This is a genomic window from Gluconobacter sp. DsW_058, from assembly GCF_002153615.1.
Taxonomy (GTDB): Bacteria; Pseudomonadota; Alphaproteobacteria; order Acetobacterales; family Acetobacteraceae; genus Gluconobacter; species Gluconobacter cerinus.
In genome coordinates, this window is sequence record NZ_JOPH01000058.1 from 92,693 (window position 1) to 109,287 (window position 16,595).

Below are 16,595 nucleotides of genomic sequence, written 5' to 3' on the forward strand. Positions count from 1 at the left end.
TGATAATGGCGGTCGGTCATGGGCAACCCGGGGCCCTCATATAGCCGGATCAGCGACGCCCGCCACGTTTGCGCTTGTTCGGGTCATAGCCTCCGCCGCCCGGCCCGAGGGGCGTTGGGCCTTTTGGCTTTTTCCCGCCCCCCGGCCGCCCGGCGGTAGACGTTGCCAGCGGCGGTGGCTCCAGCCCCATATCAATAGCCTCCAGACGCCGCACCTCGTCACGCAGCCGGGCAGCCTGCTCGAAGTCCAGATTGGCGGCGGCTTCACGCATCCGCTTTTCCAGCTCCTGAATCGTAACAGGAAGAGACTTGCCAACGAATTCTTCCGTGTCGCCAGCATCGTCAGGCGCAACAGTGACGTAGTCCTGCTCAAAGATAGACGACAGCGCATCACCAATCTTGGAACGCACCGTCATCGGCGTAATCCCATGAGCGTCGTTCCACTCAGTCTGCCTTGCGCGTCGCCGAGCGGTTTCCTCAATCGCGAATTTGAGGCTGTCCGTCATCTTGTCGGCATACAGCAGAACTCGACCATCCACGTTACGGGCTGCACGGCCGATTGTCTGGATCAAGGATGTCCGGGATCGCAGGAAGCCTTCCTTGTCTGCATCCAGAATGGCGACGAGGGCACATTCCGGAATGTCGAGCCCCTCTCGCAGCAGGTTGATCCCGACCAGAACATCAAAAGCACCCAGACGCAGATCACGAATAATCTCGATCCGCTCCAGCGTATCCACATCAGAATGCAGATAACGCACTTTGATCCCCGCTTCGCCCAGATAATCCGTCAGATCTTCCGCCATCCGCTTGGTCAGCGTTGTGACAAGAATGCGTCCACCCTTGGCAATCGTCTCACGCGCTTCGTGCAGCAGATCATCGACCTGCCCTTCCACAGGCTTCACATCCGTCACCGGATCAATCAGACCTGTTGGGCGAATGATCTGCTCGGCAAACACACCTCCCGTCTGTTCCATTTCCCACGGACCAGGCGTTGCCGAGACGAAGATACTTTGCGGCCGGAAAGCATTCCATTCACCAAAGGCAAGCGGACGATTATCAATGCAGGAAGGCAGCCTGAATCCAAAGTCAGACAGCACGGACTTCCGTGCCCTGTCCCCTCGTTCCATTCCACCGATCTGAGGCACTGTTACGTGGCTTTCATCTACAATCAGAAGTGCATCTTCCGGTAGATATTCGAACAGTGTCGGCGGCGGATCGCCGGGGCCACGGCCTGAGAGGTAACGGGAGTAGTTCTCAATCCCTTTGCACGCCCCCGTCGTTTCGATCATCTCCAGATCAAACGTCGTCCGCTGTGACAGGCGCTCCGCCTCCAGCAATTTTCCTTCTTCAGTAAACTGCGCAAGCCGCTGCCGCAGCTCGTTCTTGATCCCGATCATCGCCTGATTCAACGTTGGTCGCGGTGTCACATAATGCGAATTTGCGTAAACGCTGATCTCGGCCAGATCAGCCGTTTTGTTTCCCGTCAGAGGATCAAACTCGGTGATCTGATCAATTTCATCTCCGAACAGAGAGACACGCCAGGCGCGGTCTTCATTCTGCACGGGGAAAATGTCGATCTGTTCGCCACGCACACGGAATGTCCCGCGCTCAAAAGCCGCATCGTTGCGACGATACTGAAGCTCGACAAGGGCTTTGATGAGCTTCTCGCGATCAATCTCGCCGCCCACCTCAAGCCGGACGACCATTTTCGAGTACGTTTCAACCGAACCAATACCGTAAATGCAGGATACGGACGCAACGATGATAACGTCATTTCGCTCCAGCAGAGCCTGCGTTGCCGCATGGCGCATCCGGTCGATCTGTTCGTTGATCTGGCTGTCTTTCTCGATATACGTATCTGACCGTGGAACGTAGGCTTCAGGCTGATAGTAGTCGTAGTACGAGACAAAATATTCGACGGCATTATCAGGAAAAAACTGCCGCATCTCGCCGTAAAGCTGAGCAGCCAGCGTCTTGTTTGGCGCAAGGATCAGGGTAGGCTTCTGTGTCCGCTCAATGACCTTGGCCATGCTGAACGTCTTGCCCGACCCCGTCACACCAAGCAGAACCTGATCCCGCTCTCCAGCCTCTACACCCTGAACAAGCTCCCCGATTGCGGTGGGCTGATCCCCTGCGGGCTCATAGTCAGCCTTGACCACAAACTTCCGCGTCTTTGCCTTGGTGGGCTGCTTTTCGGGAATGAATGCCGTCAGGGGCATTTCGGTCGCATTGCGGAGCGCGGAAGGTTTTTTGGCCATAGGGTCCAAGATGGGAAAGAAACGGGAACATCACAAGAGCGTCTCACCGGGCTTGTCGTTTCGTTCTTCGCAAAGAATTCCTGCAACCGGCTATCACTCTAATGCCGCACGAGAGGGGATGAACTTTCGTAAGCCTCCCCAAAAGCCTTTAAATTCGCACCTGTAACAGGATCATGATCGATATCAGCACCTAGCCGCACATGAACGCGAGCTCCTGGCCAGACCTGAACATCACGCTCCGTATGCCCATCCGGAAACTGACGCATCAATGGTTCTTTCACAGCAGGCCGCATTATCGACTTACGGCCCTGCACCTGAATGACCTCTCCTTTCACACCGTCCGGCTGTGATGTGGCGGAAAAAGACAAATCCTTTGCAGACAATATCGGCATGCTCGCAAACGTGCTGGCAGGCTGGGCTTGCGCCATAGCACCATGCAGGACGATTGCACTTAAGATGCCTAAACCAACTGCTCTGCCCCGACCGGCCAAGCTCCTGCTGTCCCGCATTCTGACATCCGCCACAGCCACATTTTCTCAGTAGGGCAAGTGATGAAATATCATTCATGACATAACATTTCTAAAAATGGATAGTGAAACTCGTTTTCCCGCGCTATGCAGACCAGCATATTTCTGAAGGAAGACCGATCATGGACGTCCAGACGATCGAACAGACGTATAATCAGCTTCAGCAGCAGGCCCAGCAGTCTGCGCAGGCGCTCCAGGCGCTGGGAGCAAAGATGCAGACCGCGGCTCAAACCGGGGACATGCAGGCCCGCGAGTGGTCTTTGGACCTGCGGGAATTGGCGCTCTCTTTTCAGGCTGAACAGCAACAGGTCACCAACCTGCTTCAGCAATTGCACGCAGCGCTTACAAATGCGGCTTCAAACCAGCAGCCGGTGGCGACCGCCCAATCCCCATATGATGCCCAACCCCCTGTTCAGGTTGTTGGGCAAGCGCAGGATAACGGATTTTTCTCGAATATCCTTAATTCAGGCTTTGCACGGTCCGTAGAAGCTGGTGCAGGCTTCAGCATCGGCAATGATCTGATCAAAGAGATTTTCTGAGCCTGTTCATTCTGCTGCGGCGCTTGAGGAGAACTTTCATTCCTCCCCTCAATGGGGGCATACATTTTTGCTTCCATTAAATTGCCACCTTTGCCGAAGACACCAGAGTGCGCTCGCGCATTGACCGTCTTGAGGCTGAAGCGCTAACCCACCACGAACTCATGCGGCCGGAAGACAGTCGCGGATCGGGACCGAAACCGGGATCAGGAAAACCATGACTACAGCGCTCATCACAGGAATCACCGGCCAGGACGGTGCATATCTCAGTCAGCTTCTGCTTAAAAAGGGCTACCGCGTTGTAGGTCTTCTGCGTCGCTCCGCCTCAGCCGATGTTGTCGGAGAAAGACTTCGCTGGCTCGGAATTATCGACGATGTTGAGCTGGTTGATGGGAACCTGACGGATCTTTCTTCCTTGATCCGCATCATGGAAACCGTCCGACCAGACGAGATTTACAATCTAGCCGCCCAAAGTTTTGTTGCGGCGTCATGGCAGCAACCGCTCCTCACGGGAAACGTGACGGGCATTGGCGCTGTCAACGTTTTGGAAGCAGCTCGCATTGTTCAGAGCAAGGCCAGATTTTATCAGGCGTCTTCATCTGAAATGTATGGCCTGATCCAGCAGCCGGTTCAGAACGAAAACACCCCGTTCTATCCCCGCTCTCCCTATGCAGTTGCCAAGCTCTACGCTCACTGGATGACGGTGAATTATCGCGAAAGCTTCGGAATGCATGCGTCGTCGGGCATCCTCTTCAACCATGAGAGCCCTCTTCGCGGCATTGAATTCGTAACCCGCAAAGTTACGGACGGCGTAGCGCGCATCAAGTTGGGACTTGCGAAAGAACTTCCGCTTGGGAACCTGGACGCCACACGGGACTGGGGCCATGCCCGCGATTACGTTCGCGCCATGCATCTCATGCTTCAGCAGGACACCCCAGACGACTATGTCGTCGCGACCGGTCGCACGACGAGCATTCGCGACCTGTGCCGCATCGCGTTCTCTTACGCTGGCCTGAACTACGAAGACCATGTGGTCACAAACCCGGCTTTCCTGCGCCCCGCTGAGGTAGAAGTGCTCTTGGGAGATGCCGACAAAGCCAAGCGCGTTCTTGGCTGGGAAGCGGAGACAACCCTTGAAAGCATGGTTGCCGAAATGGTGGATGCTGACCTGGCCCGCCATCGCAACCGAACGGCCATTTAAGGACGCTTCATGCGTATTCTTGTTACGGGCCAGCGGGGCTTTGTCGGGCAGCATTTAAAAAACCGACTGAAGACTCGCTTTCCGCAAAGCGAGATCCTTTCGTCCAGTCCGGACGTTCGTGATGCAAAAGCCGTCGATGCGGCTGTAGCAACCAGCAAACCAGATCACTGCATTCATCTGGCGGCCATCTCGAGCATAGGAAACGCCAGGCAGGATCCCGATCATGCCTGGCAGGTTAACCTGCGGGGTACGCTCCATGTTGCACGAAGCATGCAGCGTCATGCTCCGCAGGGCCGACTTCTGTTTGCGTCAACGGCGGAAGCCTATGGCTCCACCTTCCAGCGCGGAACTCCCGTCGCAGAAGATGCAGCTCTTGCCCCTGGCAATACCTATGCCGCCACCAAGGCTGCCGCAGATCTGGCACTGGGCGCTATGGCAAAGGAGGGCTTGAATGTCATCCGGATGCGACCGTTCAATCACACTGGCCCGAACCAGTCAGCTGACTTTGTCGTTCCGGCTTTCGCCTTACAGATCGCCCGCATTGCCAAAGGGCTTCAGGCCCCAGAAATCCGCGTAGGGAACTTGGAAGCCCAACGTGATTTTCTGGACGTACGGGATGTCTGTGATGCTTATCTTGACGCCCTGATGCCCGACAATGCTCTGGAACGCGGTACAATCCTCAACCTCTGTTCCGGACAGACACGCTCAATTCGTTCCATTCTGGATGACCTCATCGCCCTCAGCGGGGTTAAGGCCGACATTCTAACGGACCCAAACCGTCTGCGCCCTTCAGACACGCCAGTCGCCCGCGGTGATGGGGCCTTAGCCAGACAGCTTCTCTCATGGGCGCCTCGTATCCCGTGGGAGCAAACGTTGAGTGATATTTACACAGATTGCTTAGAACGTGTTGGAAATGAATAGTCATGTTCTACAATCACAGCTGCTGCAGAACAGTGATTTCAGTCATACACCGTTCCTAAAGCAGACGTCAGAAAAACCCGTGCTTGAACTATTTGTACCTCCTTATCTGCGGTCGAGCATAAGCGGACACCAACTGTGAGCCATTTTCCTGTCCGACAATGTGTCTTCCTGCTCGAACCCACAGAACCACACGGTGAAACAGATACACCTCCACACGCTCTCATGCAGTGTGGAGATAGACCGTTTCTGGCATGGCTCATGCGCGAAATGCAGCGTTTTGGAATAGAAGATTTCGTACTGCTGGCGACAGAGCAGTCCGTGCTGCACTTCGAAACTGCTGTTGAGTTGATCCGCTCACGCCTTCCGAAACCGGCAAACATTACTCTTTTAACAGCACCTCATCAGGCTGGCAGTGGCGGCATGCTCCATCATGCGCGTCAGCACCTTCAGGAATGCTTCCTCTTTTGTGACGGAGAGGTTCTCTTTTCAGGCAATCTGGCACGGTTTCTTACGCATGCCGGACAAGGAAACTGGGCATTGCTGCGTGCGGACGACAGCGACGATCAAGAGAGTTTGGCTTGCCCGGGGGAAGACGACGAAAAGGTCGCCCCGTCTCTTTTAACAACACAGCACAGTTATCCCGCCGCCCCTGAAAAGAGCGGTATCTTTCTGTTCGACCACTCCATATTCCAGTATCTGACGGCAGCATGCTCGCTAGAGCAGGACGTCCTACCCGCCCTTGTTAAGCACGGGGTCCTGAAAGGTTTGTCGCTTCCCGGAGATGTCTGGGATGTGCGGCGACCAGAAGACCGCGCCAAAGCGAAGAGGCACCTCTCGACCACACTCCTCCGTCCAGCGGTATTTCTTGATCGTGATGGCGTGATCAATTACGATCATGGGTGGGTTGGAACACGCGACCGCTTCGAGTGGGAGCCGGATGTGCTGAAGACCATCGCGAAGATTACTGACAGCGGCCATCACGTTTTCATCGTGACAAACCAATCCGGAATTGCCCGCGGGTTTTATACTGAGGACCACCTCGAACAGCTTATGAGCTGGATGATCGACACAATTCGCGAACATGGCGGAACGATCGATGACTGGCGATACTGCCCCATGCATCCGGAAGCTGTGGTGGACCGGTATCGTGGCCAAAGCCCGAACCGCAAGCCGGCGCCAGGTATGATACTCGACTTATCAAGCCGGTGGGAGTTAGACCCCGCGCGTTGCGTTATGTTTGGAGACCAGATTTCGGACATCCAGGCTGCCGAAGCCGCTGGAATCAAAGGCGTTCGTGTTGGTCCGCTGCTTCTTTCCGAACTGGCTTCTCAAATGAGCGCATTCCAGTAAATCAGGGTTTTCAGGCTCCGTCGGGTACCTGTTTACGCAAATTTTTCGCGTTTATCGTATGTGGTCTGACAGGACGAAGTTTCTGAAATGAGCGCGTCATCGCGAAAAACTCTTTACCTTCGCACTGCCGGTATGTGTCCATCGTCTATGTACCTTGCAACGTGTTTTCTGCTCCGTCGCGACACCCACAGATCAAACAATTGTGTCAAAATCAAAGTAATATCGAGAAATAAATAACAACTTCTCGATACTCTGGAAGTTAGGCACACGCCCTTGATCACTGGACGACACTTGTCATACAATCTTCGTTCAAAATGATTTGAATGAATGCCGTTTCCGTCGGCCAAACTGAAGCTAGCCTGGACCCATGAACAAAGATTACGTTATCTGGATCGACGTCGAAGACATCTTTCAGTACTTCGAAAACAATGCGCGTCCTAGCGGAATTCAGCGCGTTGTCTTTGAAATACTGCATGTTATCCGGCAGCAGGCTGCCCAAAAGCCAGGTATCGGTCGCATAGTTCTGACCCGGCGCGGCAAAGAGGAAGCCTGCCTTCTCTCGTCAGTTACTTTTGAGGAACTGGAAGCGCTTTTCTCCGTCCGTTCGGAAGAAAAAATCACGCCGCCCCGGACGACAGCCGCCAAAAAAACGCGACAGAACGCCCGCTCGCTCATGCGCAGCTTTCGTCATACCGTTATCCGACGCCTGGAAAGTCTGCCACCAGAGCTTGCCCGCCCACTCCTGAACATCGCTGTTAATCAGCTGCGCGCATTACAGCTCCTGAAACGTTACGCGCGTTCAAAGCTTCATCGCCCGGCATCAACTGCTGTACAGCCCGCTCCCGTGGCTCAGCCCTCCCCCGCCTATGTCGCAGAACACCCAGAGGCATCACCGCGCCCAGGGGATATTTTTCTGATCCTTGGTGCGGCATGGTCCGAGCCAGATTTTGGGGAGCGCCTGGCGCGCCTTCGCAAGGCTTTTGGCGTTAAACCCGTTCTCCTTGTTTACGACCTCATTCCAGCCGTCAGGCCAGAATGGTGCGCTCTTTCGCTCATTTGTGATTTCCGTCACTGGCTGGACACGACGCTCCCTCAGTGTGGCCGCCTGTTAGCCATCAGTCATTCCACGGCTAGCAGCGTTGAAGAGTATGCCCGCAAACAGCGCTTGGCTTTACAGGGTCCGGTTCAGACCATTCCAATTGGCAGTGGCTTTGGCCCTCCTCGACACGCTGAGGGCGAAAGACCACTGGGTCTTCCCGCGAAGGATAGTTACGTCCTTTTTGTCTCTACACTTGAGGCACGCAAAAACCATCTACTAGCGTTTCGGATCTGGCGGCGTATGGTCATTGACCTGCCACGAGATCAGGTACCAACACTCGTTTTTGCAGGACGCGTGGGTTGGCTGGTTTCCGACCTCATGCAGCAGCTTGAAAACACGGAATGGCTGCGCGGAAAAATTCGCCTTCTGCGCGACCCGAGTGACGATGAACTGGCCCATCTTTATGACGGCTGCATGTTCACTCTTTTCCCATCGCTTTATGAAGGCTGGGGACTGCCAGTGACCGAAAGCCTCGTGAATGGCCGCCCCTGTGTAGCGTCCAATTCAACCTCCATTCCCGAAGCTGGTGGCCCGCTGACGCGCTACTTTGACCCTGAAGACTTTGACGACGCCTATCGTGTTGTGCGCGGAACAATCGAAGACCGAGCTGGTTTGAAGGCCTGGCAGGAGCAGGTCCGCACCCAGTTCAAGCCTGTGCCATGGGAAGATAGCGCAAATGCAGTGTTGGATGCATGCCACGCCGCTTATCTGAGCGGAGGTCTGTCATGACACTCTGGGTAGATATTGACGACCTGCTGTTCCATCTCCTGCATCATAGTCGACCGAGCGGAATTCAGCGCGTCGTTTTCGAGATCTGTGCAGCCTTGCGGGAACTGCGTAGCCATGACGTTCAGTTCGTCCGCCGTGGAGCAGACTCTGCGGATCCCCGTGGCTTTCGGACAGTAGACTGGTCTTCTGTTGAAACTCTCTTCCGACAAATCATGGAAGGCAGTAGTGCCTCGAAAGGGTCTTTTCGCTCAGCCGGTTCGTTCCCTGTTGCCCCCCCGATCGACAAAGTGGCCTCGCAGGACGTCCTCTCCACTTTCCTGCAAGCAGAAAGCTGGGCGCTCAAAGAGCTTGTCACTGTCCCTCGCGCCCTAGGACATTTTGCCCTGGATCTCGGCCGGGCAAAAATGCAGGAGCGCCAGCAGGAGAAGCCATCAGCTCAATACGACGAGGGCACCAAGCTGGCGGATGCGGCCCAACCAGGCGACGTTTTCCTGACTCTCGGCGCACCCTGGCATCATGCCAACTATGTTCAGAGCATTCGATGGATGCGCGACGAGCTGCGCATGTCGTTTGGAATGCTCATGCATGATCTGGTTCCCGTTCGTCACCCCGAATGGTGCGATCGTGGCATCATCATCACGTTCAAAGCCTGGCACAGCGCAATCCTTCCTTTGGCTGATATGATTTTTGCCAACAGTGACGCAACAGCACGGGACGTTCAGTCTTATCTGGCTGAACAGGATGTGGGCACTCATGTCACTGTCCAGACCGTTCCACTTGGTACAGGCTTTGGCCTTGCCGACGCCCCTATGGCTCCTGAACCAATTGTACGGGAGCCATACGTTCTTTTCGTTTCCACCATTGAAGCACGCAAAAACCATGCCCTTCTTTTCCGGGTCTGGCGGAGAATGCTTGAGGAAATGTCGGCAGAAAACGTTCCCACGCTCGTCTTTGCGGGTCGCGAGGGGTGGCTGGTTTCCGACCTCATGCAGCAACTCGAAAACGCTGAGTGGCTGGATGGAAAGATCCGCTTTATCCAGAACCCGACAGACGCCGAACTGCGACGCCTTTACGCTGATTGCAGTTTCACGATTTTCCCCTCCTTCTTTGAAGGCTGGGGCCTGCCTGTGACGGAAAGCCTGTCTATGGGACGCCCTTGTCTGGCATCAGAAACCACATCCATTCCGGAAGCCGGGGGCCAGCTGAGCCGCTATTTCAACCCGGATAATATCAATGAAGCCTACCCGCTCATTCGCAAGACCATTGAAGATACTGAGGGCCTGAAAGCCTGGACGGAACAGGTTCGCTCAGAATTCCAGCCGGTCCCGTGGACTGAAAGCGCCAAAGCCATTCTCAAGTTTATAAGCTGAGAATTTCTTCAGTCATTAGCTTAGCCTGAACTTAAAAAGGGCGTCTTCCGCATGGAGGACGCCCCTTTTTAATTAGAGGGATGACAGCGCAGGAGGTACTTTGGCCTTAGCCAAAGCTTCTTTCTGACGTGCCGCCAGAACATTTACGTCGAAACCGTCAATCAGCTCCTGAAACATCTGATGCCAGTTCAGACGCGCGCCCAGACGGAGGAACGCGCTTCCCAAGCCAATTGCCGAGCGATCCATCAGAACAAACTCACGAGGCAGCTTCACGCCGCCTGTTCGTTTCAGCCCATCATAGACCCTTTCCAGAACCTGCTTGGCTTCAGCTGGATCATTGCTCTCCTGCATAGAGCAAACACGATCTGTCATCAGCGGCCGATAGAAGAAACGAGCCCACTCGTTCAGAACCTCAGCGGTCTCTCGCGACAGACCTTCGAAGCCCCACTTGCTATAGGCGTGAAAAGCTCTGTCTTCATCGTTATCCCGAAGCGCGGCAAACAGATCCACCACGCCCTCAACAAAGCGAGGGGAGAAGATACGGACAGCGCCGAAATCCAGCAGGTTCAAACCGTAATCATCGCGCACGGTGAAATTGCCCATATGCGGGTCACCGTGAATGACACCATAGCGATAAACCGGTGTGTACCAGGCGCGGAACAACGCCCGTGCCATATCGTCCCGCTGTTCCTGCGTTGCCTCAGACGCCAGAACCGCCTTCATGCCGCGACCAGACACCCAGTCCATCGTCAGAAGACGCCCGGTGGACAGTTCCTCAATGGGGGCCGGAACGGTCACAGTCGGGGTTTCAGACAGCATGTCCCGATATAGGCGCAGATGGCTGGCTTCCCGACGATAATCCAGCTCCTCCCGAAGACGGTCGGACAGTTCGGTGTAAACCTCGTCCTGACGGATCGTTGTCTCAAACCGCTTATACACGCCTAGAGCCGCACGGAACTGCCGCAGATCGGAATCTACCGCCCCCTGCATGTCCGGATACTGGAGTTTGCAGGCCACCTCGCGTCCATCAACCAGACGGGCCCGATGCACCTGCCCCAGAGACGCCGCAGCTACGGCTTCGTGACTGAAAGAGCGGAAGTTCTTTTCCCAGCCAGCCCCCAGTTCCGCCGTCATCCGACGACGCACGAAGTTCCAGCCCATCGGGGGGGCATTGGCCTGAAGATGAGCCAGTTCTTCCGCATATTCGTCCGGCAGAGCGCCGGGAATGGTGGACAGAAGCTGAGCGGCCTTCATGAGCGGCCCCTTCAGATTGCCCAGCGAAGACTTCAGGCCTTCAGCGTGGACACCCTTGTCCGTCTTGATACCAAGACGGTTTCCAGCCAGGCGCGCAGCGATGCCGCCGACAGCACCAGATGTCCGAGCCATCCGGCGAAGTTCGCCCATCAAACCTGTATTATCGAGATCGCGCGCCATGGTGCCCTCAGCCCTCCTGCTCGAGCTGATCAATCAGACCCGAGATTACATCCAGTCCTTTACGCCAGAAACCCGGATCCGTCGCATCAAGACCGAACGGCGCCAGCAATTCCTTGTGGCGAAGTGTTCCGCCAGCTTCGAGCATGGTCCGGTATTTGTCCGAAAAACCGTCAGGCTGATCCTGATAGACGCCATACAGCGCATTCACTAGGCAGTCACCGAAGGCATAGGCGTACACATAGAACGGTGAATGCACGAAGTGCGGGATATAGGACCAATAGGCGTCATAATCCGGCGTGAAGTGGAACGCGGGACCAAGGCTGCGTTCCTGTACGTCGCGCCAAATGGAGCCAAGCTGCTCTGCTGACAGCTCACCCTTGGCGCGCTCGTCATGCACGCGAACCTCAAACTGATAGAACGCGATCTGGCGGACTACCGTGTTCAGCATGTCCTCCACTTTCGCTGCCAGAAGATGACGACGACGCTTCGGATCAGTTTCCCGGTCGAGCAGAGACTGGAACGTCAGCATCTCACCGAAAACGGAGGCCGTTTCAGCCAGGGTCAGAGGCGTCGCGGAGTTCAGATAACCCTGCTTCTGGCCAGCAAGGATCTGATGCACACCATGCCCAAGCTCGTGAGCCAGCGTCATCACGTCGCGGGCGCGACCATGATAGTTCATCAAAATATAGGGATGGACGGACGGTACGGTGGGGTGGGCAAAAGCACCTGAGGACTTACCGGGCGCAGCTTCCGCATCAATCCACGGATGCGTCAGGAAGCGGTCCACCAGTGTTCCAAGCGCGGGGTCGAAACCCGTATAGGCATTGAGAACGATCTGTTTGCCGCTCTCCCACGGAATAACCGTGTCAGCCACACCCGGCAGGGGCGCATTCCGGTCCCAGTGCTCCAGCTTGTCCAGACCGAGCCACTTGGCCTTCATCGCGTAATAACGATGGGATAGACGCGGATAAGCCTCATCAACGGCGCTGACCAGCGCGTCCACAACTTCGTCCTCGACCATGTTGCCACGGTTCCGGCTACTGGACGGACGCGGATAGCCACGGAGCTTATCCCCGATTGCCTTGTCCTTGGCGAGTGTGTTGGTAATCATTGTGAGCAGACGGGAATTGTCTGCCAGCACAACGCTGATCTGCTCTGCTGCTGCGGCACGCCTGTCACGTTCAGCGCTCGTCAGAGTGTTGAAAGCCGCACCGAGGGGTTTTGTCTCCCCATCAAGCGTGACGGTCAGGCTGGCCATGGTTTCATCGAACAGCCGGTTCCAGGCACTCCGTCCAGTTACGGACTTGTCCATCAGAACCTGCTCAACCTCATCCGAGAGCTGATAAGGACGGAATACCCGCAGATCCCGCAGGAACGGCTGCCATTTGGTCATTTCTGGCGCAACTGACACGTTGTCCAGAACGTCGTCATCCAGACGGTTCAGTTCCAGCGAGAAAAAGAGCAGGTCAGCGGAAATATCTGTGACACGCTCCTGAATGCCCTGTGTGAAACGGCCCCAGACCGGATCTGTCGTATGAGCGGCAAAACCTAACTGGGCAAAGGAACCGATGCGTCCCAGCCCTTCCTCGATCCGCTCATATTCTGCGAATGCCTTCGCCAAAGCAGCACCATCGGCCTGACCGAGCTTGCCTTTCCAGGTTTCGCTGAAAGCCCTGGCGGAGGATGTCAGAGTCGCGAAATCCTGTTCGATCGCCGGATCGTCCAACGAAGCGTACAGATCGGACAGGTCCCAGCGCGGCGGAGCACCATTCTCGGCCGAGGGGGCAGACGGGCCAGTGGCCGCTGAGAGATTTTGACTGTTCATATTTTGAATTTAGACGTCCCTGCCGCCGGGTCAAACGGGAGGTTGATGACAAATCGGTAGGAAATGCACTGGCCCCATTCAGAGCAGTATTTAATGGGCCGACTGAACAGCAATCCTCAGATCTTCAATCGTGTCCTGACTGAAAACCTGAATCCCGTTCTGGCGGAGCAGCGCAGCCGTTACACCTGCTCCGGCATGTTTCTGCCCGCTGAAACTGCCGTCATAAATCATCTGACTTCCACAGGATGGGCTACCTTCCATGAGCAACGCGAACCCACATCCCTGTGCCTGCGCGACGTTCAAGGCAATCCGCGCTCCCGCTACGAACTCATCCGTCACATCTGCACCGGACGTGTCGGTCACACGCGCCTCGCCCAGAAGAACATCTTTGCCATTCTTCCGTGCCCCGATTTCCGCCGGGGGGCGTGGAACGGGCATCCCACCTGCAAGTTCAGGACAGACCACAACCAGACGTCCCTCTTCCTGCCATTGCTGAAGCAGCGGGTGCAGAAGAGTCTTTGCCTTGCCATCATATCGGACTGGCTGACCCAGCAGACAGGCACTGACCAGAATTCGGTTCTTCACAAGCGGCAATATCCTGCTTTCGGAGCATCTGAGAATTCTGTTCTGATACCCTCATCTGCCCGAAAACAGAACGCCTTCTGGTTCTGCTTCAGTTCAGACCCTCCGGCATCGGCCCCAATATGAACGTCGCAAACCCATCCGGACGAATATAGCTTTTGAATGCCGCCTGAACGCTTTCAGGTGTCGCAGCCTGATAGGCTTTGGCGGCATCGTTCAAATGCTCCCAGCCAAGTCCATGTAGTGTCAGATCTGCATCAAGGCCGCTTGGTGCCGTCATAGTCGCATTTGAGAGAATCATATCGCGGATCAAATGAGCTTTGGCCCTGTTCAGTTCCTCAACAGGCACCGGCTTTGCTGCCATGATCTCGAGTTCCTGCACAACATGCTGCCGTGCCGCTTTCACAGAACCCGGATCAGCGCCAAACAAAACACCGTAAATCCCGAAGTTTTTCTGGGCAGAAACCTGCGAGCTTACCGTATAGACATATCCCGTCCTGACCCGAAGATCCTGATACAGGCGACTGTCAAACCCTTTCGTCAACATGGTATCGGCCAACCCTACGTCAAAACGCCTAGGATCGGTCCATCCGTGCGCATTGGTCTGAATCATGGCTACCATATCCTGTGATCGAACAGGATCAGAGACAGACTGAACTGCCGGAACCGGATTGAAGGGAATGGCAGGCAAATCTACCTCCGGCTTTGGTCCGAAAGCTTTCCATCCCCCAAAGGCCGCCGTGATCTTTTTGCGTGCGTCTTCAACAGAAATATCGCCAACAACTTCTATCGTCGTCATGTCCGGTCGATAAACGGACTGGTAATAAGAGAGCACGTCTTCGCGCGTCAGAGCCGAAAGACTCTTCACACTCTGCACACGAAGTGCAGGAGAACCGGCTGGCATCATGGTCTTCATAATGCTTCGCTGAAGACGATAACCAGGCGTTTGCTCAACACCCGCCTGCATACGGATCATGTTCTGGCGCACAAGATCAAAGGCATATTGCGGGAACGCAGGGTGCAGTTCGAGGTCTGCAAAAATAGACAGAGCCGCATCGAAATCCTGCGTCCGGCCGCTGACGGAGAAATTCGTACCACCATGTGCATTGGCAGCCAGATCATCCAGACTTTTTTCCAGCGTCGCCCGATCCCGAGTGACTGACCCGAACGAAAACAACTGACCTGTCAGAGAGCCAACACCCTCTTTTCCCGCTGGAACCTGAATGTCTGGATTGGACTTTATACGCCCGAACAGAAAGACCGTTGGGCTGACATGCTTGGTTCGCACCACAACGCGTAGACCGTTTGGAAGCGTGAAATCCGCATCCGGCGCTGCGTAAACTGGAGGCGCGGGAACATTATTAATCGGCTTGGCCCAATCCGGAAGCTGCCCTGTCGCGCCGGCCTGACCGCCAAAGGATTCTGCGCCACCAAAGCCTTTCCCGGCAGGCGGTGTAGCGTGATCTGATGCCAGCATCGTCATCGCGACAGCACGCTCCGGGTCCAGCAGCTTCCGGGCCAGAGCATTGACGTCCTCTACTGTTACTTTCGCAAAGCGATCAAAAGATGCATCAGGACTGTCAGTATTTTCCGCCGTTACAGCGCCAGACCAGAGACTGCCCAGTCCGGCAATGGAATTTTTCTCGAAGTCTTTCGATGCCAGCCACCGCTTCTTCATACCCTCGACCAAATCCGCGGATACACCTTTGGCCCGGATATCAGCAAGTGTCGCCTTGAGAAGGGCCATAGCGGCTTTCGGGTCACCGCCCCGGGGAATTGTCAGAGAAGCCTGAACAGTTCCCGTATAAATATTCCGATCGACGTCCAGTCCGGCTGCCAGCGCCTTATGCTGTAGAACGAGCGGATACATAGGACCACGATGACTCGACAGAACGGCGTCCAGAAGAGCGACTGCGGGAGCATCGCTATCGCGAATAGACGGCCCCCTCCAAAACAGAGCAACGATATCAGCCGGATAATTCGATTGTGCACTCACCGACTGGGCAACAACTGGCGTGCCAGGAAGCTGGGCGCGCTCTGGCAGCGGTCGGGACGGAATGGAGCCGAAGATCCGTTCAACGTGCTTCAGGGTTACAGCCGGATCAACACCACCAACGATAACCAGAACTGCGTTATTGGGCACATACCATGTCTTATAGAAATCCCGCAGGAGTTTGACGTCGGTGGCTTCAAAGGATGAGCGCGTTCCAAGCGGTGAATGATCGTAGCCACTGTTTCCAAACAGAATAGGCTGTAATTGTTCGAGGACTCTAAAGCCCTGGTTTGACAAATCCATCGAAACTTCCTGTTCGATGGCCCCCCGTTCCTTTGCCCAGAGCCCCGCATCCAGCGAAAGATGCTGCATCCGATCCGCTTCCATATGCAGAACGACATCCAGATCCTGCGATGGAATCAGACAGTGGTACCGGGTCAGGTCCGTCTGCGTGAAAGCGTTAAACTGGCCTCCCAGTGTTCCCATCACTGTTGAAAGCTGGTCTCCACTAAGAGACGGCGTTCCACGGAACATCATGTGCTCAAGCGCATGGGCGGTGCCCGGAAAGCCTTTTGGAGCCTCAGCAGACCCCACCATATAGGTCAGTTGCACGCTGACGGCAGGGGCGATCGGATTGCGGACCACAATGACCCGCAAACCATTCGGCAAAGTTTCGCGCCCAATGTCTGCGCCATAAGCCGTTGAGCAGGCCAGACCCGTGAGCAGGGAAATCGCTAGAAATGTCTTTTGAAAAATATGCATCGACATGAC

The 16,595-nt window shown here is 55.5% G+C and carries 13 protein-coding genes; 7 read left to right on the top strand and 6 right to left on the bottom strand.

Annotated elements, in window-relative coordinates; all coding sequences use genetic code 11:
- Positions 1–49: 49 nt before the first annotated feature.
- Positions 50–2,257 (bottom strand): excinuclease ABC subunit UvrB, encoded by a 2,208-nt coding sequence (uvrB, locus tag HK24_RS11355; RefSeq protein ID WP_086634559.1) that lies wholly within the window; start codon positions 2,255–2,257, stop codon positions 50–52.
- A 98-nt stretch (positions 2,258–2,355) separates the two neighbouring features.
- The gene (locus tag HK24_RS13615) at positions 2,356–2,523 is read right to left on the bottom strand and encodes a hypothetical protein (protein ID WP_158093003.1); all 168 of its coding nucleotides are present in this window, start codon (positions 2,521–2,523) and stop codon (positions 2,356–2,358) included.
- A gap of 52 nt (positions 2,524–2,575) precedes the next feature.
- Between HK24_RS13615 and HK24_RS11365 the strand changes: the two genes are divergently transcribed.
- The 7 genes from HK24_RS11365 to HK24_RS11395 all read left to right on the top strand — a co-directional run bounded on the left by HK24_RS11365 (position 2,576) and on the right by HK24_RS11395 (position 9,990).
- Positions 2,576–2,800, top strand: a complete 225-nt coding sequence (locus tag HK24_RS11365; protein WP_086634561.1) for a hypothetical protein — start codon at positions 2,576–2,578, stop codon at positions 2,798–2,800.
- Between the two features lie 106 nt (positions 2,801–2,906).
- On the top strand, positions 2,907–3,323 hold the full coding sequence (locus HK24_RS11370; RefSeq protein WP_086634599.1) for a hypothetical protein: 417 nt from the start codon (positions 2,907–2,909) through the stop codon (positions 3,321–3,323).
- Positions 3,324–3,537: 214 nt separating this feature from the next.
- Entirely contained in the window at positions 3,538–4,521 is a 984-nt protein-coding gene (gmd, locus tag HK24_RS11375; RefSeq protein ID WP_086634562.1) for a GDP-mannose 4,6-dehydratase, read from the top strand.
- Positions 4,522–4,530: 9 nt separating this feature from the next.
- Positions 4,531–5,442 carry a GDP-mannose 4,6-dehydratase gene (locus HK24_RS11380; protein ID WP_086634563.1) on the top strand — a complete coding sequence of 304 codons (912 nt, stop codon included), beginning with the start codon at positions 4,531–4,533 and terminating at the stop codon, positions 5,440–5,442.
- A gap of 135 nt (positions 5,443–5,577) precedes the next feature.
- Entirely contained in the window at positions 5,578–6,792 is a 1,215-nt protein-coding gene (locus HK24_RS11385) for an HAD-IIIA family hydrolase (protein WP_233126247.1), read from the top strand.
- Between the two features lie 367 nt (positions 6,793–7,159).
- Positions 7,160–8,620, top strand: coding sequence for a glycosyltransferase family 1 protein (locus tag HK24_RS11390; protein ID WP_086634564.1), 1,461 nt, complete (start codon positions 7,160–7,162; stop codon positions 8,618–8,620).
- Positions 8,617–9,990: a glycosyltransferase family 1 protein gene (locus HK24_RS11395; RefSeq protein WP_158093004.1), complete on the top strand. Its 1,374-nt coding sequence runs from the start codon at positions 8,617–8,619 to the stop codon at positions 9,988–9,990. The genes HK24_RS11390 and HK24_RS11395 overlap by 4 nt, the downstream gene beginning before the upstream one ends.
- Positions 9,991–10,062: 72 nt before the next feature.
- Here HK24_RS11395 and HK24_RS11400 read toward each other — a convergent pair whose 3' ends face one another.
- The 4 genes from HK24_RS11400 to HK24_RS11415 all read right to left on the bottom strand — a co-directional run bounded on the left by HK24_RS11400 (position 10,063) and on the right by HK24_RS11415 (position 16,592).
- Positions 10,063–11,424 (bottom strand): AarF/ABC1/UbiB kinase family protein, encoded by a 1,362-nt coding sequence (locus HK24_RS11400; RefSeq protein ID WP_086634566.1) that lies wholly within the window; start codon positions 11,422–11,424, stop codon positions 10,063–10,065.
- Between the two features lie 7 nt (positions 11,425–11,431).
- Positions 11,432–13,249 (bottom strand): M3 family oligoendopeptidase, encoded by a 1,818-nt coding sequence (locus tag HK24_RS11405; protein WP_086634567.1) that lies wholly within the window; start codon positions 13,247–13,249, stop codon positions 11,432–11,434.
- Positions 13,250–13,339: 90 nt separating this feature from the next.
- Positions 13,340–13,834 (bottom strand): DUF523 domain-containing protein, encoded by a 495-nt coding sequence (locus tag HK24_RS11410; protein ID WP_198942126.1) that lies wholly within the window; start codon positions 13,832–13,834, stop codon positions 13,340–13,342.
- A gap of 88 nt (positions 13,835–13,922) precedes the next feature.
- The gene (locus tag HK24_RS11415; RefSeq protein WP_086634569.1) at positions 13,923–16,592 is read right to left on the bottom strand and encodes a pitrilysin family protein; all 2,670 of its coding nucleotides are present in this window, start codon (positions 16,590–16,592) and stop codon (positions 13,923–13,925) included.
- Between the last annotated feature and the right edge of the window lie 3 nt (positions 16,593–16,595).

Coding starts and splice junctions, on each gene's coding strand:
- HK24_RS11365 (WP_086634561.1), top strand. CDS start 2,576: ATGACCTCTCCTTTCACACCGTCCGGCTGTGATGTGGCGGAAAAAGAC.
- HK24_RS11400 (WP_086634566.1), bottom strand. CDS start 11,424: ATGGCGCGCGATCTCGATAATACAGGTTTGATGGGCGAACTTCGCCGG.
- HK24_RS11405 (WP_086634567.1), bottom strand. CDS start 13,249: ATGAACAGTCAAAATCTCTCAGCGGCCACTGGCCCGTCTGCCCCCTCG.
- HK24_RS13615 (WP_158093003.1), bottom strand. CDS start 2,523: ATGCGTCAGTTTCCGGATGGGCATACGGAGCGTGATGTTCAGGTCTGG.
- HK24_RS11370 (WP_086634599.1), top strand. CDS start 2,907: ATGGACGTCCAGACGATCGAACAGACGTATAATCAGCTTCAGCAGCAG.
- uvrB (WP_086634559.1), bottom strand. CDS start 2,257: ATGGCCAAAAAACCTTCCGCGCTCCGCAATGCGACCGAAATGCCCCTG.
- HK24_RS11380 (WP_086634563.1), top strand. CDS start 4,531: ATGCGTATTCTTGTTACGGGCCAGCGGGGCTTTGTCGGGCAGCATTTA.
- HK24_RS11415 (WP_086634569.1), bottom strand. CDS start 16,592: ATGTCGATGCATATTTTTCAAAAGACATTTCTAGCGATTTCCCTGCTC.
- gmd (WP_086634562.1), top strand. CDS start 3,538: ATGACTACAGCGCTCATCACAGGAATCACCGGCCAGGACGGTGCATAT.
- HK24_RS11395 (WP_158093004.1), top strand. CDS start 8,617: ATGACACTCTGGGTAGATATTGACGACCTGCTGTTCCATCTCCTGCAT.
- HK24_RS11390 (WP_086634564.1), top strand. CDS start 7,160: ATGAACAAAGATTACGTTATCTGGATCGACGTCGAAGACATCTTTCAG.